The following is a 21092-nucleotide window of genomic DNA, read 5'->3' on the forward strand; positions in this document are numbered from 1 at the left end:
TATGCAAACATGACCTACCAAATAGACGAGCGACTCAACACGTCACCCTGTGGATTCCTCTCGTTTGCTGACGATGGTACGATCGTAATGGTCAACGCCACATTACTGCAATTACTCGGATACGAAAGCGATGAACTGCGGGGACAGAAGATGGAATCCATTCTGCCAATAGCCAGCAAGATTTTTTTTCAAACCCATTTCTTCCCCCTGTTAAAGCTCGACGGTAAAGTAGAGGAAATTTACTTCTCATTAAGGTCAAAGCAGGGTAGTGATATACCCATGCTGATCAACGCTGTGCGTCGGAATCAGGGAGGAAACTTCGTCAACGATTGCATTTTGATATGTATCCGCCAGCGTATCCTGTACGAAGGTGAAATTATTAAAGCCAAAAAAGCAGCAGAGGCAGCTATTCTCGCCCAAAAGCAAGCGGAAATAGCCCTGCGGCAACTGTACGACAAGGCGATATTACTTCAAGAAATTACTCAACACATCCGTCAATCTCTTGATTTGTCTACAATTTTTGAGATTGCTTCGCAGGAGATTCGCCTGTTTCTTGATGCCGAGCGCGTCGGCATATTTAAGTTCGATCCTGACAGTAATTTTGGATATGGTGAGTTGGTTTCAGAATCCGTAGCCGAAGGATGTAAATTGGTAAGCAGAAATCAATTTAACGACTCGTGTGGTGGTGAACAAGATCCTGATTCATATCAAGCAGGGATAATTCAGGTAGTTGAAGATATCAATAAGATTGACCTTCAACACTGTTACCGCGCTCTTTGGAAAAAATTTCCGGTTCGAGCTAATTTAGTTGCGCCGTTGCTGAATGGACAAGATTTGTGGGGGTTGTTATGTATTCATCAATGTTCTGCTCCTCGCCAATGGGAAGAATTTGAAGTTGACCTTGTTAAACAGATTGCTAATCAGTTAGCGATCGCCATTAAACAAGCGGATATTTTTCAGAAGTTACAGAAGGAATTGGCAGAAAGGCAGCAGGCCCAAGCGCGCATGAGAGAAATTAATCAACAACTGGCACTCTCTAACGAAGAGCTAGCCCGCGCTACTCACCTTTTAGAACAAGTGGTAAATATTGATGGGTTGACTCAAATTGCTAATCGCCGCTGTTTTAATGACCGCTTAGAGCATGAATGGCAGCGGCTATACCGGGAACAAAAACCTATTTCTCTTTTGTTGTTTGATGTGGATTATTTCAAACGTTATAATGATTGCTACGGTCATCAAATGGGGGATAATTGTCTGTTCAAACTTGCTCAGACTGTGCAAGAGGTGGTGTACCGTCCGGCGGATTTGGTGGCGCGTTACGGCGGAGAAGAATTTGGCATCATTTTGCCTAATACAGATATTGAAGGAGCGAGTGCGGTGGCCAAACGGATTCACGCTGCTATTCAAGCTTTACATATTCCTCACAAAACCTCTGATGTGAGCGATGTAGTTACTATTAGTATGGGTATCGCCAACTTGATTCCGATTTCGGAACTATCATCGGCTGACTTGATTGCGATCGCCGATCGTTCACTATACCGTGCCAAGCAACAGGGGCGCAATCAGTCCGCTACCTGCGACTACAGCGGCGATTCGATTTTTGACACTGACGCTTAAATCACAATAATTGAGACCGAGGATAAAAATTTGTCCCCGGTCTCTCAAAATCAGTCATTTTATAAATTTCAGTGAGCACGGAGGGATTTGAACCCCCGACCCTCAGGACCGGAACCTGATGCTCTATCCACTGAGCTACGTGCCCTCGACTTTTTACAGTATAACACATCTTGCGGAAAATGGCGAGTGCCGATCGCAAATTTCCTGCCCGACCTCCAAACCGCATGGGTCAAGCGGGTTAAACTCGCCCGCGCGATCGAATATCAGACTGTTCTCGAAGCCAAAGACTGCAACTTTTACGTAAATGGCAACAATAATACGACAATGGGTAAAATAATAGACTTTAATCGAGCAAACATTAGGTTCACATTCGATCGGGGTCGAGCATCTACCACAGCTAAAATAGCCTGCATCTATTCCCCCTAGCTAAGCGGCAGTAAATAAATGGTGCTGCTGTTAAGACCAGTTGTGCAAATAGGGTTCTAGACTAAGTTCACCAAACCCCTCAATCTTATGGTTTCTAAAATTTTAGACAAATTACCGCTGCGAACTGTTCTGATAGTTCCATTTGTATTGCAAATCGTGGGAGCCGTGGGACTCGTAGGATATCTGTCTTTTAGAAACGGACAAAAAGCAGTTAATAACCTTGCCAGTCAGTTAATGAGCGAGGTGAGTTTGCGTGTCGAGCAAAACCTGCAAGTTTACCTGACAACTCCCCATGAAATCAATCAAACCAAGCTGGATGCTGTCAAGCTCGGCTTGTTAAAAATGGAAAAATTATCAGCTTGGGAGAAATATCTTTGGCGGCAAGTACAATTATATCCATATATCAATTTTACCTCCGTTGGCAACAATAAGGGAGATTATAGAGCTGGTGAACAACTGTCTAACGGCTCCCGAATGATTAATGTGATAGAAACATCTACTGGGTTAAATTTTAATTCTTACAATACGAACGAGCGAGGCGATCGCACTACAGTTACTACCATTGCCAAAAACTATGATAATCGGCAACATCCTGCGTACAAAAAAGCCGTAATAGTCGGTAAACCTACTTGGAGTTCGGTTTTTGTTTCCTTACTAGAGCCGACATTACTTATCAGCGCTCTCCAACCCGTATACAGCGAAAAAAATCAGCTAGAAGGAGTCTTATTTACTGCCTTGCGTCTCGACCATCTTGGGAGATTTCTCAACAGTCTCAAAGTTGGCAAATCCGGTCAAACATTTATTATCGATCGCCAGGGTACTTTGTTAGCAACTTCCACCGCCGAAACACCCTTTCGCACCAAAGGTAATAAAAAACTATTGTTTAAAGTTACAGAAAGCAGCAACCCTTTTACTCAAGCGACAGCTAAATATTTGACTGCAAACTTTAAAAAGTTAGACCAAATTAAAAAATCCGAGTTATTGAGCTTTGAAATAGATGACAAGCGGCAATTTTTAAAAGTCCTGCCGTTTCAAGACGGCAAAGGTTTAGATTGGCTGATTGTCGTAGTTGTTCCCGAAGCAGATTTCACCAAAGAAATCGATGCCAATACCCGCACAGCGGTTTTGCTTTGTTTCGCAGCTTTAGGAGTAGCTGTGGCGATCGGCATTCAGACTTCTCAGTGGGTGACAAATCCTATTTTGAGCTTAAATACAGCAGCCAAAAATATTGCTAAAGGTGAATGGGACAAAACAGTAGAAAGCGAACGCTCCGACGAATTGGGGGAATTAGCCAAGTCATTTAACAGCATGGCTCAACAACTGCAACAATCTTTTGAAACTTTAGAACAGCGAGTGCAAGAGCGGACGGCAGAATTGGCTGTAGCTAAAGACAAAGCGGAAGTAGCGAATCAAGCTAAAAGCACTTTTCTTGCTAATATGAGCCACGAATTGCGATCGCCTCTCAATGCAATTCTCGGCTTTTCCCAACTGATGACTCGCAGCCAAACTCTATCCCCAGAACATCAAGAAAATATTAGCATAATTAGGAGCAGCGGAGAACACCTCCTTACCCTGATTAATAACGTGCTGGATTTATCGAAAATTGAATCGGGGCGCACCACCCTCAATCCCCATAAAATCGACCTCTATCGCCTGCTAAACGACTTGGAAGATATGTTTCAACTCAAAGCACATGACAAGCAATTGCAGTTGGTTTTTGACCGCAGTCCCGATGTGCCACAATACATAGAAACTGACGAGTTAAAGTTGCGGCAAATCTTAATTAATCTGCTCAATAACTCTCTTAAATTTACCCATGAGGGCGGTGTAGCGGTCAGAGTTAGCAAACAGTCATTAGGCCGAAATCAGCAGCCAGAAGGGGGGAATTTTGAACCCTCGGAAGTACCAAAAAGTACAGAAAATTCCGCAATTAATGATATTAAAATATCTCAAATCTGTCAGTCGAACAACCAGATTATTGCCACCCCAAATGACGATGCAGCTTCTACCTCTTCCTTCTTCCTTCATTTTGAAGTCGAGGATACTGGTCCCGGTATTGCTACCAATGAATTAGACGATATTTTTGAACCTTTCGTGCAAACCAAGACAGGCAAAGATTCGCAAGAAGGTACCGGGTTGGGATTGCCAATCAGTCGCCAATTTGTGGAATTAATGGGCGGCGAAATGAGCGTCTGTTCTGCTGTTGGTAAGGGAACTAATTTTAAGTTTGACATTCAAGTTATTGCGGTAGATGCGGCTGATATTGAAAGCCTAAAACCGAGCCGGAATGTTATAGCTCTGGTTCCCAACCAACACACCTATCGAATTTTGATAGTAGACGATAAACAGCTCAACCGCCAACTGTTAATTAAAATCCTCTCGCCTCTGGGTTTTGAACTAAAAGAAGCTACTAACGGTCAAGAAGCTATTGAGATTTGGGATAGTTGGGAACCGCATCTAATTTGGATGGACATGAGAATGCCTGTGATGGACGGCTACGAAGCTACGCAATACATTAAACGTACTATTAAAGGTCAAGCTACTGCAATTATTGCGCTGACAGCGAGCGTTTTGGAGGAAGAACGGGCAGTTATTTTATCGGCGGGCTGCGATGCTTTTCTGCGGAAGCCTTTCCGGGAAGCCGATATTTTTGATGCTATGCACAAACATATCGGAGTGCGCTATATTTATGAAGATCCGGGTCACACTAATTTATCGGCAATCAAAGAGGGCGATCGCGCAATGAGTGCGGCTGATTTCGTAAAATTGCCTGAGTCGCTGGTAGCTGATTTAAAGCTAGCGATACTGAATGCAGATATGGATTTAATTGATAGCTCGATCGAGCAAATTAGATTAAAGGATGCAGTAACGGCAAGTGCGATCGCAAATTGTATAGAAAATTTTGAGTACGACAAAGTTTTAAAGTTAATATCTCAAGCAATATCACATGAATAACAACATTCTTAGCACCGATCGCGGTAATATTTTAGTAGTTGACGACACCCCAGCTAATTTGCGGCTGCTAGCCGGAATTTTGAATAGCAAAGGCTATAAAGTCCGCCCCGTACCTAGCGGCGATTTAGCGCTTTCGGCGGCAAAAGGTATGCCTCCCGATTTGATTTTGCTGGATATTATGATGCCCGAAATGAATGGGTATGAAGTTTGCGAAAAGATCAAAGCTGATGAACGCACTCGCGACATTCCGGTAATTTTTATTAGCGCGATTAATGACGTACTTGATAAGGTCAAAGCCTTTGCTGTGGGCGGGGTAGATTATATTACCAAGCCCTTTCAGGTGGAAGAGGTTCTAGTTAGGGTAGAAACCCATTTAGCAATGTGCCAGTTGCAAAAAAAGCTCCAACAAAAAAACGATGAACTGACCCTCACTTTAGAGCAACTGCAAGCTACTCAGAATCAATTAGTGCAATCAGAAAAAATGGCAGCATTAGGGCAACTAATTGCGGGCATTGCTCACGAAATTAATACGCCGCTGGGGGCGATTCGATCGTCTATTGGAAATATTACCAGCTTTTTGGATAACAATCTCGAAAGTTTGCCAGTTTTTTTTAAAGAACTGTCAGCAGAACGCCAGCACGACTTCTTGCGTTTGATGTACAGTTCTAGTCAACAAAATTACTCTTTATCTACTAGAGAAAAACGAATTTTGAAAAAAGGCGTGAAGCAGCAACTAGAGTCGGAAGGCATTGACAATGCTGACAGCCTTGCTAGTATTTTAGTCAATATCGGATTGCAAGGAAATCTGCAAGAATTCTTGTCGTTGCTAAAAGATCCTGACAGCGAAAATATTATCAAAACAGCCTACGAGTTTGCTAGCATTCACAGAAGCGCCAGAACCATCGCTACCGCTACTGAACGCGCTGCAAAAGTCGTCTTTGCTCTGAAAAATTATGCGCGTTACGATGTAAATGGGGAAAAAATACAGGTGAATATTACGGATGGAATTGAAACTGTATTAACTCTTTATCAAAACCAAATCAAGCAGGGTGTGGAAGTCATCAGAAACTATCAAGATAAATTGCCTGTGGTACTGTGTTATCCCGACGAACTCAATCAAGTTTGGACAAATTTAATTCACAATGCCTTACAAGCAATGGACAATCAAGGAACTTTAACAATTGACGCGGTACAACAAGATACCAGCGTGTTGGTAAAAATTATTGACAGCGGTAAGGGGATTCAACCAGAGATTATTCCGAAAATTTTTGAGCCTTTTTTTACTACCAAACCTGCGGGAGAAGGCAGCGGGTTGGGACTGGATATTGTCAAAAAAATAATTGAAAAACATCAGGGTAAAATTGATGTGCAGTCGATGCCCGGTAAAACAGCATTTACCGTGTCTTTGCCGATTAATTTAACTGAGTAGGTAAAGTGCCGGAGACTGAAGTCTGGGGCGAAAATTTGCAGTCTACCCGCGCAGAATGTAGAATTTGGAAAACGGTGTACTGCCCACGGGGGTTCACCCTGCCACACTAAAGAAGGAAACTAGCGATGTCTAAATCAGCAATTTTGTGTGTGGACGATGAAGTAGGAGTGTTGGAAAGTCTGGAAATTGAACTGCAACAGGCATTTAACGGTAAATATCTTTGCGAATTTGCTGAAAGTGCTGCCGAAGCCCTGGAAATTATTGAAGAGCTATGTGAAGCTGAAGTTAAAATTTTAGTAATTGTCTCTGATTGGTTGATGCCCGGAATGAAAGGAGATGAGTTGCTGATTAAAATTCATCAAAAATATCCGCAAATTGTGACAGTGATGCTGACAGGACAAGCAGACAAAGAAGCAATCGAACGCACAAAAACTCAAGCAAATCTTCATGCTTTTATAGAAAAACCTTGGCGAAATCAAGAATTAATTGAAGCGATTAAGTCTGGTCTAGGAAATTTATGAAAAAACCAGTCATTATTTGTGTCGATGATGAGCAGACTATACTCGATAGTCTGGAAATAGACCTGCTAAAAGCTTTTCAAGATAAATATTTAATTGAAACGGCCCAAAGTGGCGAAGAAGCTTTAGAGTTGCTGTCAGAACTGTTAGCAGAACAGTATGAAGTTCCTTTGGTTATTTCGGATCATATCATGCCTAGTATGAAAGGAGACGAACTATTAAGGAGCGTTCATGCTATCTCGCCGAACTGTCTCAAGATCATGCTGACGGGGCAGGCAGATTTGGAGGCGGTAGCCAATGCTATTAACTATGCTAAATTGTACCGATATATACCTAAACCTTGGCAATGTGATGACTTAAAATTAACTGTCACTGAGGCCATATATAGATATTTTCAAGATAAACAATTAGCGGAAAAACAAAGAGAACTTCAGGAAATGAATCAGGAGTTGGTAAAATTAAACCGCAAGCAGGCGATGCTGATTGCCAAACTTCATGAAAACGAAAGTCGCTTGACGCAATATCTAGAAGCTATGCCATTGGGCGTGTGCGTACTTGATGCAAACGGGCAATCTTTCTATGCTAACCAGAAAGCGCGGGATGTATTTGGCAAAGGCACTGTGCCGCATATTAATTCAGAGCAAAAAGCAGCAATTTATCAATTCTATAAAGCCGGGACTAATCAGAGATGCCCCGTGGAAGAATTGCCAATTATGCGGGCGCTTCGGGGCGAAAATGTGCGGACTGAGGGTATAGAAATTCGTACAGCTAATAAGATTATTCCTGTAGAGAGTTGGGCAACTCCAATTTACGATCCTACAGGCGACATTTCCTATGCGATTATTGCTTTTAGTGACATAACTGAACGCAAGGAAGCTGAAGCGGCGCTAATTCAAGCTGAAGAGAAGTATCGCGGGATATTTGAAAATGCTCTAGAAGGTATTTTTCAGACGACTCCAGACGGACATTTTATCAGTGCGAATCCTGCTCTGGCGGAAATTTACGGCTACGATTCCGCGTCAGAATTGATAGAAAGTATTAATGATATTCAGCAGCAATTGTACGTGGAACCGAACCGCCGTCAAGAGTTTTTGGCGCTGATGAAACAGCACGGTACTCTGTGTGAGTTTGAGTCTCAGGTTTACTGTCGAGATGGCAGCATTATCTGGATTTCTGAGTATGCGCGCACAGTTTACGATGCTAACGGTGAAGTGCTTTACTATCAGGGTTTTGCTAAGGATATTAGTTTGCAAAGACAGGTGGAAGTGGAACGAATCAGGTTTACTAATGATTTAGAAAAAGCTTTAGCAGCCGAGGAAAAGTTAAATGAGGCACTGTCAGAAAACGAAAGCCGATTGACTCAATTCCTGGAAGCGATGCCAGTGGGAATATTTGTTGTCGATGGTAAGGGTAAACCTTTTTACATGAATTCTTGGGGCGAAAGGATACTAGCCCAAGGTTTAATTTTTGATGGGGGTACTGACCAATTTCCTGAAGCTTATAATTTTTACGACGCTGGAACTAATCAATTGTATCCGAGGGATAGCCAACCGATTGTTCGGGCGTTGCGGGGAGAATTTGTGCGTATGGACGATCTAGAAATTCATGGGTCGGATCGGATTGTGCCGATCGAGGTTTGGGCGACTCCAATCTACGACGAACGGAAAAACATAGTTTACGCGATCGCCGCTTTTCAAGACATCACGGAACGTCTAGAGGTAGAAACCGAGCGCCGCCAATTCACAGACGAGTTGCAAAAAGCTTTAGCAGCAGAAGAAAAATTAACAGATGCTTACGGGCGGTTTGTGCCGCACGAGTTTCTACACTTTCTGGGATATGAAAGTATTCTGGAAGTCAAATTAGGCGATCAGGTACAGAAAGAAATGTCGGTGCTGTTTTCAGATATCCGCGATTTCACTTCTCTTTCGGAAAGGATGAATCCCGAAGAAAATTTTCAATTTATTAATGGTTATTTGTCGCGGATGGAACCGGCAATTACTGACAATTTTGGTTTTATTGATAAATACATGGGCGATGCGATTATGGCGCTGTTTGATGGCAGTGCGGATCATGCTGTGAAAGCTGGAATTGCAATGCTAGAACAGCTTAAGGAGTATAATATTAGTCGCACTCGATCCGATTGCCCGCCGCTGCAAATTGGCATTGGCATCAATACGGGTTCTTTGATGTTAGGCACGGTTGGCGGTCAAAGTCGGATGGACAGCACGGTGATTAGCGATGCGGTAAACTTAGCCTCTCGTGTGGAAAATTTGACAAAAGAGTATGGAGTTTCGATGTTAATTACTCACAATACTTTTATACAGTTAAATAATATTTATGATTTGAGGTTGATCGATCGCGTAACAGTTAAAGGCAAATCGCGAATGGTAACACTGTATGAAGTATTTGCGGCCGATCCGCCAGAGTTACGACAGAAAAAGTTAGAGACAAAGACAATCTTTGAGCAAGCTTTGGTACTCTACAATACTGACAAGTGTGGCGAAGCTATAAGATTGTTTTCGGCCTGCTTGGAAATCAACCCTAATGATAAGGTAGCTCAAATTTATATGCAGCGGTGTCTGAAAGGAGCGATCGCTCCTGCATAATACCATTTGAGAGTTGAGATTTGAGAATAGGGAATGACTTATGCTATAATGCTTCGGAGTGTGCCTACAGTTGTATTCTTTTTGGAAACTGGAATAATCATTGTTTAGACAGGCAGGGAAACGCAAACTATGGTTTCTTGCTGCGGCAAACTTTCTATTTTAAATTCTCCTCCGTGCAATTCTACAAGGCGTTGAACAATAGCCAGCCCCAATCCCAAACCTGCTTGTTGGTAAAGTTTGCGATCGAATTGCCTGTAAGCTTCTAGCTGTGCAATCTGATCGGCAGTCATGCCGCGGCCTTTGTCTGTAACAGACAGAACAAAAGTCTGATTTTCGACGAAAGTGCTTAATAAAACAGGGGTTCCTTCTAAAGAAAATTTGAAGGCATTGTCCAATAGTTCTTCAACAATTTTTGCGAGTCGGACAGAATCCATAGCTACCGACGAATCTTGCAAGTTTAATTGTAAATCGTCGCTTCTATTCGCGTGTTTTGCTTGCTGCAGCGCTTTTTGACTCAGCAAAGATTTTACACAGCTAAATTCGCTGTTTCGCATCTCGTTTAGCAGTTCGGGATTTGTGGCTGCTATCTCCAGTTCCGCATACAGCAAAAAGTTCTGAATCAGTCGATACAAGCGATGACCGGAAGTTTGAATTTGACCGATCATCTCTAAGATATCTGATTCCTCTAAAACCTGATATTCTGACAATATTAGCTCAGAAAAACCCAGGATTGCATTCAAAGGAGTCCGCAATTCGTGGGGCAGCGACATACTAATATTAGTGCGTAATTCGTCTAGCGTTTTTTGAGATTGTCGGCTAATTGTTTTTTGTTTTTCAAGTCTAATAGTAATCGCTTTTAGCAGTTCTTGCGGCGTACACGGCTTAGTAATGTAATCATCAGCTCCCAGTTCCATGCCCGTGCGAACGTCAACTTTATCGGCTTTGGCTGTGAGGAAAATAAACGGAATTGTGGCAGTCAAGGGTTCGGATCGCAAAGCTTTGATGACGCCGTGACCGTCTACTTCCGGCATCATCATGTCGCACAAAATTAAATCCGGGATTTGTTCGATCGCCAATTTGATGCCGACTTTCCCGTTAATCGCTCCTATTCCTTCAAAATTCTCGGCTTCCAGCAAATCTAAAATATTTTCTCTAATCGATTCTTCATCTTCTATTACCAAAATTTTAGCCACGGTGATAGCTCCTTTTTGTTAGTAGTTTGTTGGACAAATTCTGAGTTCAGATACTTGATAGTTTTGTTTTTTAGGCGCTTAATCAATCGTTAAATTGCGGATATATATAGTTGATAATTCAGTTGTTATTGACTGGAGCGCAAATTAAAGGCAAGGTAATAGTGAAAGTTGTGCCTTTTCCTTCTTGACTGTCGATCGCGAGTTGACCGTCGTGAAGTTCCACAGCCCTCTTCACAATTGCTAAACCGAGACCTGTTCCCGAAATAGTGCCGACATTTTGAGCTCGGTAAAAAGTTTCTAAGATCCGCTCTCGATCGGCTTGGGGAATGCCGATGCCCTGGTCTTGAACTTGGAAAACAGCTTCTTTGTTTTGACAGTTGAGGTGCAACGAAACTGTACTGCCGACGGGAGAATATTTGATGGCATTTGAGAGGACATTTCCCAAAATTTGCTGCAGCAGTTTTTCATCCATTTGAGCCTCGCAGTTGCCGCCTTCATATTGAAAGGCGATCGGGTGTTGGTTGCTGTCGTTGAGCTGCTGCTCTTCTACCACTTGACGGCAAAATTTTTCGAGGTTTAAGGAAACCGGTTGAAACTGCAAGGTATTGGCTTCTATTTTGCCAATTACGAGGATATCTTCTAATAACTCTGTCATGCGTTTAATTGCTAATTGAATCCGCACAAAATGAGTAGATTTTTTATCTTGAGACCACTGAGAACTGTAATCTTGCAGCAATCCAGCGGAAAATTGGATGGTTGTCAAAGGTGTGCGGAACTCGTGGGAAACCATTGTGACAAATTTAGCTCGCAGTTCTGAAAGTTCCTTTTCTCGTGCGAGGGCTTTGAGAATTTCCGCTTCTGCTCGTTTGCGATCGCTAATGTCACGGGCTTCCGCAATCAGCAGCAAAACTTGTCCTGTTTCATTTTTAACAGGTTTCAGTGAGAAATCAACAGTCATAATTTGGCCGCTTTTGCCTAACAAGTCGATTTCGCTGCGGAAAAACTCGCCGCGACTTGCTTTGCCGATCGCGCATTGCAATTGTTCGGAAACCTGTGGCGACTGGGCCCAAATCGCCATTTCCCAAATCGGGCGGCCTACAATACCCTCCGATCGCAATCCGGCAAAATCGAGGGCTGTCTCGTTCACTTCCAGCACGATTCCTTCGGGAGTCAGCAGCTTGGTTAGCTGAAACGAAGAGTCAAAAATCGCCCGAAAGCGCCGCTCGCTTTCCCTGAGCATTTGAAATGTTTGAGATCGTTCGATCGCGTAGCGGATCGTCCGCACTAATAATTGAGTAGTAATGTGACCTTTAACAATATAGTCTTGAGCTCCCAAGCGAACTGATTCAAGGGCTATCGCCTCATCGTCCAAGCCTGTCATTACCACCATTGGCACATCAGGAGCAACTTCTCGCAGGCGAGTTAGGGTTTCCAAACCGCGGCTGTCCGGCAAAGAAAGGTCGAGCAAAACTACATCAAAGGGTTGTTTGCACAGTTGTGCGATCGCCTCGTGCAGGAACTCAACAGACACCAGTTCCCACTGGACGCCCACAGATACTTCTAACAGTTCTGCAAGCAAATCAGCATCAGCAGGATTGTCTTCTACTAACAGAATCTTAATCCACATAGCTTAGACGTTTTTGACTGTAAAATTTTTACTCTACCAATCTTAGGTTAAACTTTTTTGCTTTCCCTTGCCATTTTCAACTTTAAAATTATTATTTGGGAACTGTCACCACCACCAGCTACCAATCCTCAATCCATCTCACCAGCTTAGCGACTTGACTAAAATCCACACGATTAGCCATGTAGCACCGGGCTGACAGGGCATAAAACTTGAGCATCTCTTCATCGGCTGCTGAGGTTGTCATAATTACCACCGGAATCATTTTTAACTTTGGTGCTGAATTAATTTAGATCGATATTTACCCACAGTTTTTTTTATACCAAATCAAGTCAAGCAGAATTAAATCGAGATATAAACACGAACAGACAAGCCTGCTTTATTCAATAAATTCATTGCTGATACCCTATCTTCTACTCTTGTGCAAATTGTTAAATTTTGGCTGTCGCCACCTTTTATAAAGTCCATTCAGCCTCGTTGAGCCAATCATGCACCAGCACAATTTCCATAGGTTAAAAATTTTTATAGCGCTCATAAGCCAAGTATCTGTTCGTTTAATTTAGAGGAAGTTTGACGACTGCCAGCCAGAATTCCTCAATTAACCTGACTACTTTAGTAAATTGTACGAAGTCTACTGGTTTTGTTATGTAACAGTTGGCGTGGAGGGAGTATGACTTAAAAATATCTTCGGGAGCTGCTGAAGTGCTGAGAATCACTACAGGAATTAATTTTAAGGTTGGGTCATTTTTAATTTCTTCTAGCACTTCAATACCGCTTTTTTTCGGCAGATGCAAATCGAGCAAAATCAAATCGGGACGAGGTACCCTGAGATAGGGTTCTTTTCGGCGCAAAAACTTAATTGCTTCGACTCCATCCTCCACAAAATGCAAGTTATTCAATATTTTACCCTGACTGAGGACTTCTATTGCCAAATCGGCATCGCTGGGAGAATCCTCAATTAGCAGAATCTCTATAGGTCTAACAGTGCTTCGATCGCTCATAACCGGCGTATCCTTTTGAGTATAAAAACAAAAGTGAACTTTGAGGCTTCAGGTACTAATTATAGGAATAGTGAAGTAAAAAGTCGCTCCTTTTCCCTCTTGAGATTCCACCCAGATGCGGCCGCCGTGGCGTTCAACAATGCGTTTGCACATCGCCAAACCTATGCCAGTACCGGAATATTGGCGGCGTCCGTGCAGGCGCGCAAAAATGATAAAAATGCGATCGGCATACTGCGGATCGATGCCAATGCCGTTATCGCGGACGCTGAACAGCCATTCGCTCTCTTGCCTGCGGGCAGCGATATGAATGAATGGGATATCTTGGCGACAAAATTTGATGCCGTTGCCGATCAAATTTTGGAATAATTGCACCAGTTGAGATTCATCTGCCATCACGGTTGGCATCGCGTCGCAGGTGATTACAGCTTTTCTTTCGGCGATCGCAATTTGCAAATTGCACAAACTTTTCTCGACAGCAGCATTGCAGTCCGCCTGCTCAAACTCCTGACCCCTCGTTCCCAGGCGCGAATACGCCAACAAATCGTTAATTAACTGCTGCATTCTCGTGGCGCCATCGACAATATAATTAATATACTTATCTGCGCGATCGTCCAAATTTCCTTGATAGCGCTGGGCCAGCAATTGAGTGTAACTGGTAACGGCTCGGAGCGGTTCTTGCAAATCGTGGGAAGCAACATAAGCAAATTGTTCTAATTCCTCGTTGGAACGCTTCAAATCTTCTGTAAGTTGCAGCATTTGCTGCTCTGCTTCTTTGCGGCTGGTAATGTTGTAAACCAAGGCGCAACAAGACAGCAGATTCCCCTGGGAGTCCATGACTGGACTGGTAGACATATCAGTCCAAATATCTTTGCCGTCCTTGCGTTTGAATTTAAATTCGTGTTGTTCACCAATACCTTGCCTGCGCCGCTCGACAAGAGCGAGAGCTTGTGGTTTTTCCGGTTCCTCCATGAAATCAAAAAGCGATCGCCCGAACATTTCTAATTCGCTATAGCCGAGCATTCGTGCCATTGCGTGGTTCACGTAAGTTGTGAGACCATTTCTGTCAATTACCCAAATACCTTCTTCTGCTAATTCAACTATTTGCCTGTACTTGAATTCGCTTTCCTGCAACGCTCTTTCCGTTAGTTTTCGCTCGGTGATATCTTTCATAAAACAGTGATGACCGTTAAATATCCCTTGTCCGTCGCAAGCTTTTACCATCGTTAATTGCTTGTAAAAAAACGAGCCATTTTTCCGGACGCCTCTAGCTTCAACTTCTACTTTCCCAGAAATTACCATTTCCTGATAAGCTGAAAGCATCATCTCAATATCGCCCGGATGTACGGTGAGCTGCCATTCCAGCCCAAGCATTTGTTCCGGTTCGTAACCGCATTGATGAGCGTAAGCTCGGTTAACATTCACGTAGCGCCCCTCAATATCCAGCCGCGAAATGCCTTCCATCGCATTTTGCATGGCTGCGGTGAGGTCGCGCAGCTCTTTTTCAGCTTGTTTGCGATCGGTAATATCCTGACCGATACCCAAAAAACCAGTGATATTTCCGTTACTATCAAATAAGGCAGTCACCGACAGCAGTACCGGAAACCGCGAACCATCTTTGCGAATGTAAGTCCATTCATTTTCGTCCGCGATTTCCCGGCACGGCAAGGCAAAAAATACTTGAATTCCCGGCTCTATTTTCACTCCCAATTCTTGAGAAAGAACTTCAGCTCTTTGAGCGACCTCCAGAGGCTCGTGAATTATTGCTATGGTGACTTTTCCGACTACTTCTTCTAGCGAATAACCTAAAAGTTGCTCTGCCGCCCGATTAAATGTTTTAATTGTACCGTCGGGATCTGTAGAAATAATTGTGTAGTTAGCGCTATTAAGAATTGCATTTTGCAGTTGCGTCAATTCCAACAAAGTGAGCGCAATTTTTTCGCGGTAGGCGATTTCTTTTTGCAATTGATGGTTAGAAATTTCGATTTGAGCAGTGCGCTCAGCAACTCGATGCTCCAGAGTTTCATTGAGCAGTCGATTTTCCTCTTCTACCTGCTTGCGTTCTGTAATATCAGTAATAGTACACACATAACTTTTAACCTCCCCATTTTCTCCGATTTGACCGACAGATTGACCGAATACCCAACTGATTTGAGGGTGATTAATGCCTTGAAAGCGGTACTCAGATTTAAACGGCAATTTGTCCTGCGCGGCGCTATACCATTCAGAAAAAACTCGCTCGCGGTCGTCTGGATGAATGCCTTGCAACCACCCTTTACCCAAAGCTTCATCACAGGCAATTCCCGAAATTTTACACCAGCGCTCGTTGACATACAAGCAGTCTCCTCCAGCATCTGCATAAAATATTCCTACCGGCGAAGCTTCAGTTAAAGTTTGATAGCGAGCTTCCGTTTCTCGGCGTTCAATTATTTCTTTTTGCAGTATGGAATCGATCATCCCTAATTGAGTTGGACTCAGGAGAGTTAATGCTTGGGGAACGAAAGGAATTAATGCAAAAGCGGTGTAACCAGAAATCGCGGCGGTAATAATTTTTAGAATGCCAGAAACCCAATAAACAGGATGCCAAAGCGTCCAAACTTCCATTACATGAGTAGTGCCGCAGGAGAGAATAAAGGCTGCAAACAGCCAAAAGATATTGCGAAAGGGCAAGTCTTTTCGCTGAAATATAAAATAAATTAGCGATAGCGGTATTGAATAGTAGGCTAGGGCAATAATAGAGTCTGAAACTATGTGGAGCGCGACTAGCTGTCGCTGCCAAAGGTAACAGTGGCCGTGAGGAATATAATTCCCGGTGAATAACAAATGATTTAAAAAATTCCAAATCATAAACGGAATGGGAAATGGGGAAGGAGTAATTTAACGCAATAACTTATAACTTATCTTAACTCTCTGAAATATACAGTTCTGGAGGCACGGGAGGCTAAAAACCCGGTTGCTTCATAAAGGTCTCGTTGCCAAACCGAATATTGTTGTAGAAACTGGTTTTTCTTCCGTAAGTCTTAATATAGCAATTCTCAATGATTCGCAAGCTGTAGCTAGCTCTAGGTTGGGTATAGCTCATATGTTGCACCATTCTCAATAATTCTTTTATGAACAGGCTTTCCGGCCCGTGAAGCGAGAAAATTCATCTCTCGCTTCACGGGCCGGAAAGCCTGTTGCTGAAAATGGTGCAAGATGTGAGATTTGACGAAGTGAAACCCTATATACAGCGGTTCTCAAGCGTGGTGAGGTATGTCCTATTCCCTATGCCCTATTCCCTATGCCCTATTCCCTATGCCCGAGAGTACCTCATCTTTCGGTCGAAAGGCTATAGCAATCCTCGCATCATTTGTGAATTTCTTACTCCCGAGCGAGCGGCTTCGGGGAGGGTTGGGGTGGGGTAAAAAATTTACGACTCCTGCAAGGATTGCTATATGCCGATTTGAGATTTTAGGATTTTAGCTTTTCCTTCCTTCTTCCTTATCTCCTAGATAACTAAAGCCTTCTTCCATCCATCCGTTACATCTGTTACATCGCAAGAAAGCGAATCCGTAGCCGAACTTCCTTCTGCTATAAAAAATGGGGCGAGCCCGAAGCCCGCCCCACCAAAAATTATGCTGCTGCTATTAACCCAACAGCGCCTGAGCCTTAGCTACCACATTATCAACGGTGTAGCCAAACTTTTCTAAAGCAACGGGGCCCGGTGCAGAAGCGCCGAATCTGTCGATGCTGATGCTATCGCCTTCGGAACCCAAATAACGTCCCCAGCCGAAGCTACAAGCTGCTTCAACGGCCAACCGCTTAGTAACAGCTTTCGGCAGTACCGATTCGCGGTAAGCGGCATCTTGTAAGTCGAACAATTCCCAGCAAGGCATCGAAACTACGCGCACTTTATTACCTGCAGCGCGCAATTTTTCAGCGGCATCAACGCAGAGGTAGGTTTCGCCGCCGGTGCCGATTAAAATGATGTCGGGAGTGCCGCCGTCGTCGGACAAAATGTAAGCGCCTTTGGCCGTTCCTTCGATCGAACTTCCAGCCAAATTGGGCAGATTTTGGCGCGACAAAGCCATTAAAGTTGGGCGAGTGCGGCTTTCAACTGCCACTTTGTAAGCGCCGGATGTTTCATTACCATCAGCAGGGCGCATTACCAACAAATCGGGAATTACGCGCAAAGAAGCGATAGTTTCCACGGGTTGGTGAGTGGGGCCGTCTTCGCCCAAGGCTACGGAGTCGTGAGTCATTACATAAATAACTCCAGCTTCCGAGAGTGCAGAGAGGCGAATTGCGCCCCGCATATAGTCAGCAAATACCAAGAAAGTAGCGCAGTAAGGAATTAAACCGCCGTGGAGGAGCAAGCCGTTGGCGATCGCGCCCATGCCGTGCTCCCGCACGCCAAACCGCAGGTTGCGTCCTTCGTACTGACCTTTTTGGAAGTCTTTTTCACCCTTGAGCAAAGTCATGTTAGAAGATGCCAAGTCAGCGGAACCGCCGATCAATTCAGGTAGCACACCTGCCAAAGCATTCAAACACTTTCCAGAATGATTCCGAGTGGAATCTGCTTTATCTTCCGGCTTGTATGTCGGCAAAACTTTATCCCAACCTTCAGGAAGTTTGCCGGCCACCGTGCGCTCGTATTCTGCTGCTTCTGCAGGATATGCTGCTTTATAAGCATCAAAAGCTGTCTGCCATTCTTGTTCAGCTTGAGCGCCGCGATCGACTGCTTTGCGGAAGTGAGCCAAAGCATCATCGGGAACCACAAACGGTGGGTGTTCCCAATTCAAGAAATCGCGAGTTGCTTGCACTTCATCGCTACCCAAAGCAGCACCGTGAGCGCTGTAAGAATCCCGTTTATTCGGAGAACCGTAACCGATGATCGTGCGGATTTTAATCATCGACGGTTTGTCCGTCACTTTCTTGGATTCTTCAATAGCTTTGTGAACTGCTTCTAAGCTAGTATCTTCGTCAAGATTGGTATTATCTACAGTAACAACGTGCCAGCCGTAGGCTTCAAAACGCTTGCCCACATCTTCAGTAAAGGCTAAATTAGTATTACCTTCAATGGAAATGTGATTGTCATCGTACAAGGCAATTAATTTGCCCAGTCCCAGGTGTCCGGCCAAAGAACAAGCTTCGCCAGAAACACCTTCCATTTGGCAGCCGTCACCCAAAATTACATAGGTGTAGTGGTCAACAATTGTGTGGTCGGGTTTGTTAAACTTAGCAGCGAGGTGAGCTTCTGCCATTGCCAAACCGACGGCATTAGCAATTCCTTGTCCCAGGGGGCCTGTGGTAACTTCTACGCCTTCGGTGACGAAGTTTTCGGGGTGTCCGGGGGTTTTGGATTCCCACTGGCGAAATTGCTTGATGTCGTCGAGGGTGACGCTATCGTAGCCGGTCAAGTACAGGAGGGCGTACTGTAGCATACAGCCGTGGCCGGCGGAGAGGACGAAGCGATCGCGGTTAAACCACTTGGGGTTTTTGGGGTTGAACCGCATGAACCGATCCCACAGCACAAAGGCCATAGGGGCAGCGCCCATCGGCAGTCCCGGGTGTCCTGATTTTGCTTTTTCTACCGCATCGATGGCCAAAAAGCGAATAGAGTTGATGCAGAGTTCTTCGAGTGATTGGGTTGCAACAGCCATAATTCTGGTTTTTATATGTTAAGAGAGAGTGTGTGTGGTCGATTCTGACAGAGGTGCGATGAGCCGAGTTCGATCGCTCGCGTTTCTGCTGTTCAGTTTCTGTGGAACTGCCGTGAGGCTGCACTACATATCATCTCACCAGTTGCGATCGACAGACAACTTAATTTTTTAATGTTTCGGTCGCTTTGTGCAGTCATCGCAAATTGCGATCGGAGATATTTCTGGGGCGAGTGCGGGTCTGTGCGATCGGGCTACGAGAGGGTTTAACTTAATTATTTAGCAAATTGGCTCTCAAAACCACCCTGTTATGATAAAGTTTGGTGTTTCTGACATCTTGCAGCTTTGTCACGAACAGGCAAGATGCCTGTGAAGCGAAGAGTGAATTTTCTTGTGGGGCGTTGCTTTGAGCAACGCCCGATCGCACGATCGCCAGAATAGTGCAAGATGTCAGATATTTGTAATTTTAATCAGGCAATAACTAATGACTCTGAGTGAAGCCGAAGTCCGCAGTCAAAAAGTAGACGAACTGCGATCGCAAGGCATAGAACCGTATCCCAGTGAATCCTACGCGCGATCGCACACAGCCAAGCAAGTTCGCCAAATATTTAGTCAGCCGGGAAAAGAACTCGAAAACGGACAAAGTGACCCCGAAGAAATTCCCCTGCGATTAGCCGGCCGCATCACTTCCAAGCGAGACAGCGGCAAAATTGGTTTCATCGATTTAAAAGACGCCACAGACAAAATTCAACTCAAAATCGAGAAAAAAATAGTAACCGGCGAAGTTGGTTTGAGCTTTGAACAAATTAAAAAATTGCTCGATGTCGGCGATTTTGTCGGCGTCGAAGGTATCGGCTGCCGCACCCCCAGGGGAGAACTTTCTATTTTAGTGAGGGAATTAAAGCTGTTATCAAAAGCTACCATTCAATTTCCCGATGCTTATTACGGAATTAACGACCCCGAAGTTTGCCGCCGTCACCGCGAAATGGATTTGGCAAGCAACCAAGATGCGCTCAACCGTTTTATGCTGCGAAGCCGCATCGTTCAAAGCATCCGTTCCTATCTCTGGCAAGCAAATTTTTACGAAATAGAAACGCCGACACTGCAAGCTATTTACGGCGGTGCTGCTGCCAAGCCATTCATCACTCACCACAATGCTTTAGAGGTGGATTTGTATTTGCGAGTGGCTCCAGAATTATTCTTAAAAAGAGCGATTTGCGGCGGTTTCGAGCGAGTATTTGAACTAGGGAAAGCATTTAGAAATGAGGGCATTGACAGCACCCACAATCCAGAGTTTACCTCTTTAGAAGTTTACCAAGCTTATGCTGATGTCTTCGACATTTTAACAGTTGTCGAAGACGTGATATGTTTCGCAGCGGCTGCTGTATTTGGGGATGTCAAAGAAATTGAAAATCAGGGGGAAACGATTAGTTTAGAACGCAAGTTCGACTACAGCGAAAAATATCCCGGTTTCAGCGGCAAACACTGGCAAGTGAAAACGATGGTAGAAGCTGTCAGAGACGAGTTTGGGCTGGATTTTGACAGTTTGGACTTGGAAAGTGCGATCGACTCTGCAACCAAACTAGAATTGCACCTCTCTAAGTTAGAACAACAGAGTTTAGGCTACGTGCTCTATGCAGTTTTTGACAAGTTAGTTGTTCCCAAACTAATTCAACCTACATTCATCATCGACTACCCTGTTGAAGTCAGTCCCTTAGCAAAAGGACATCGCAGCAAGCCCGGATTTGTAGAACGTTTCGAGCTATTTATCAACGGTACAGAATACTCGAACGGCTTCTCAGAATTGAACGATCCGAAAGAGCAAAGAAAGCGGTTTGAGGAACAGTTAGCGCAGAAAAATGCCGGCGATGACGAAGCGCATCCAATGGATGAAGACTTTATTCAAGCGCTATCTTTGGGAATGCCTAATTGTGCGGGCATGGGCATCGGCGTAGACAGATTGGTGATGCTTTTAACTAATACTCAAAGCATCCGAGATGCCGTCATGTTCCCGACAATGCGGCCGGTCAAAGATTGATTCGTAAGGTTTTGTAGGGGCGGGTTCACGAATAACATTTAATTCCCAA

General features: G+C 44.2%; 14 protein-coding genes and 1 tRNA gene. 8 read left to right on the top strand and 7 right to left on the bottom strand.

The genetic code is table 11. The features are described 5' to 3' along the window. Window positions 1-9 precede the first annotated feature (9 nt). Entirely contained in the window at window positions 10-1617 is a 1608-nt protein-coding gene (locus OSC7112_RS30910; protein ID WP_041622821.1) for a diguanylate cyclase domain-containing protein, read from the top strand. 72 nt (window positions 1618-1689) lie between these two features. On the opposite strand, the gene OSC7112_RS30915 is transcribed toward OSC7112_RS30910, so the two are convergent. Continuing rightward, window positions 1690-1762 (bottom strand) — tRNA-Arg (locus tag OSC7112_RS30915). A 41-nt stretch (window positions 1763-1803) separates the two neighbouring features. Between OSC7112_RS30915 and OSC7112_RS36515 the strand changes: the two genes are divergently transcribed. The 5 genes from OSC7112_RS36515 to OSC7112_RS30940 all read left to right on the top strand — a co-directional run bounded on the left by OSC7112_RS36515 (window position 1804) and on the right by OSC7112_RS30940 (window position 9551). Further along, window positions 1804-2043 (top strand): hypothetical protein, encoded by a 240-nt coding sequence (locus OSC7112_RS36515; protein ID WP_071884015.1) that lies wholly within the window; start codon window positions 1804-1806, stop codon window positions 2041-2043. Between the two features lie 87 nt (window positions 2044-2130). Further along, on the top strand, window positions 2131-4998 hold the full coding sequence (locus OSC7112_RS30925) for an ATP-binding protein (protein WP_015179609.1): 2868 nt from the start codon (window positions 2131-2133) through the stop codon (window positions 4996-4998). Next, window positions 4991-6427 (top strand): hybrid sensor histidine kinase/response regulator, encoded by a 1437-nt coding sequence (locus tag OSC7112_RS30930; protein WP_015179610.1) that lies wholly within the window; start codon window positions 4991-4993, stop codon window positions 6425-6427. The genes OSC7112_RS30925 and OSC7112_RS30930 overlap by 8 nt, the downstream gene beginning before the upstream one ends. A 125-nt stretch (window positions 6428-6552) precedes the next feature. Then, a complete protein-coding gene (locus OSC7112_RS30935; protein WP_015179611.1) occupies window positions 6553-6948 on the top strand; it encodes a response regulator in 396 nt (131 codons plus the stop codon). After that, a complete protein-coding gene (locus tag OSC7112_RS30940) occupies window positions 6945-9551 on the top strand; it encodes a PAS domain S-box protein (RefSeq protein WP_015179612.1) in 2607 nt (868 codons plus the stop codon). The genes OSC7112_RS30935 and OSC7112_RS30940 overlap by 4 nt, the downstream gene beginning before the upstream one ends. Before the next feature lie 104 nt (window positions 9552-9655). Here the strand turns inward: OSC7112_RS30940 and OSC7112_RS30945 are convergent, their stop codons facing one another. The 6 genes from OSC7112_RS30945 to tkt all read right to left on the bottom strand — a co-directional run bounded on the left by OSC7112_RS30945 (window position 9656) and on the right by tkt (window position 19008). Further along, window positions 9656-10744 (bottom strand): hybrid sensor histidine kinase/response regulator, encoded by a 1089-nt coding sequence (locus OSC7112_RS30945; protein WP_015179613.1) that lies wholly within the window; start codon window positions 10742-10744, stop codon window positions 9656-9658. Between the two features lie 118 nt (window positions 10745-10862). Beyond that, complete coding sequence (locus OSC7112_RS30950; RefSeq protein WP_015179614.1) at window positions 10863-12371, bottom strand: sensor histidine kinase; 1509 nt, start codon at window positions 12369-12371, stop codon at window positions 10863-10865. Window positions 12372-12489: 118 nt separating this feature from the next. Continuing rightward, complete coding sequence (locus OSC7112_RS42005) at window positions 12490-12615, bottom strand: response regulator (protein ID WP_263053567.1); 126 nt, start codon at window positions 12613-12615, stop codon at window positions 12490-12492. 307 nt (window positions 12616-12922) lie between these two features. Then, a complete protein-coding gene (locus OSC7112_RS30960; protein WP_015179615.1) occupies window positions 12923-13369 on the bottom strand; it encodes a response regulator in 447 nt (148 codons plus the stop codon). A gap of 48 nt (window positions 13370-13417) precedes the next feature. Beyond that, window positions 13418-16213 (bottom strand): PAS domain-containing sensor histidine kinase, encoded by a 2796-nt coding sequence (locus tag OSC7112_RS34860; protein WP_015179616.1) that lies wholly within the window; start codon window positions 16211-16213, stop codon window positions 13418-13420. A 779-nt stretch (window positions 16214-16992) separates the two neighbouring features. Beyond that, a complete protein-coding gene (gene tkt, locus OSC7112_RS30970; RefSeq protein ID WP_015179617.1) occupies window positions 16993-19008 on the bottom strand; it encodes a transketolase in 2016 nt (671 codons plus the stop codon). 34 nt (window positions 19009-19042) lie between these two features. Here tkt and OSC7112_RS40395 point away from each other — a divergent pair, with 34 nt between their 5' ends. Both OSC7112_RS40395 and lysS read left to right on the top strand, forming a co-directional pair. Then, a complete protein-coding gene (locus OSC7112_RS40395; protein ID WP_190274302.1) occupies window positions 19043-19180 on the top strand; it encodes a hypothetical protein in 138 nt (45 codons plus the stop codon). Between the two features lie 309 nt (window positions 19181-19489). Then, window positions 19490-21043 carry a lysine--tRNA ligase gene (gene lysS, locus OSC7112_RS30975; RefSeq protein ID WP_015179618.1) on the top strand — a complete coding sequence of 518 codons (1554 nt, stop codon included), beginning with the start codon at window positions 19490-19492 and terminating at the stop codon, window positions 21041-21043. Window positions 21044-21092 lie beyond the last annotated feature (49 nt).

The sequence above is a fragment of the Oscillatoria nigro-viridis PCC 7112 genome (genome assembly GCF_000317475.1).
Lineage (GTDB): Bacteria > Cyanobacteriota > Cyanobacteriia > Cyanobacteriales > Microcoleaceae > Microcoleus > Microcoleus nigroviridis.

What these genes read in the sequence shown, in the direction of transcription:
- OSC7112_RS30910 (WP_041622821.1), top strand. Translation starts at nt 10, where the DNA reads ATGACCTACCAAATAGACGAGCGACTCAACACGTCACCCTGTGGATTC.
- OSC7112_RS30925 (WP_015179609.1), top strand. Translation starts at nt 2,131, where the DNA reads ATGGTTTCTAAAATTTTAGACAAATTACCGCTGCGAACTGTTCTGATA.
- OSC7112_RS30930 (WP_015179610.1), top strand. Translation starts at nt 4,991, where the DNA reads ATGAATAACAACATTCTTAGCACCGATCGCGGTAATATTTTAGTAGTT.
- OSC7112_RS30935 (WP_015179611.1), top strand. Translation starts at nt 6,553, where the DNA reads ATGTCTAAATCAGCAATTTTGTGTGTGGACGATGAAGTAGGAGTGTTG.
- OSC7112_RS30940 (WP_015179612.1), top strand. Translation starts at nt 6,945, where the DNA reads ATGAAAAAACCAGTCATTATTTGTGTCGATGATGAGCAGACTATACTC.
- OSC7112_RS30950 (WP_015179614.1), bottom strand. Translation starts at nt 12,371, where the DNA reads ATGTGGATTAAGATTCTGTTAGTAGAAGACAATCCTGCTGATGCTGAT.
- OSC7112_RS42005 (WP_263053567.1), bottom strand. Translation starts at nt 12,615, where the DNA reads ATGACAACCTCAGCAGCCGATGAAGAGATGCTCAAGTTTTATGCCCTG.
- OSC7112_RS30960 (WP_015179615.1), bottom strand. Translation starts at nt 13,369, where the DNA reads ATGAGCGATCGAAGCACTGTTAGACCTATAGAGATTCTGCTAATTGAG.
- OSC7112_RS34860 (WP_015179616.1), bottom strand. Translation starts at nt 16,213, where the DNA reads ATGATTTGGAATTTTTTAAATCATTTGTTATTCACCGGGAATTATATT.
- tkt (WP_015179617.1), bottom strand. Translation starts at nt 19,008, where the DNA reads ATGGCTGTTGCAACCCAATCACTCGAAGAACTCTGCATCAACTCTATT.
- lysS (WP_015179618.1), top strand. Translation starts at nt 19,490, where the DNA reads ATGACTCTGAGTGAAGCCGAAGTCCGCAGTCAAAAAGTAGACGAACTG.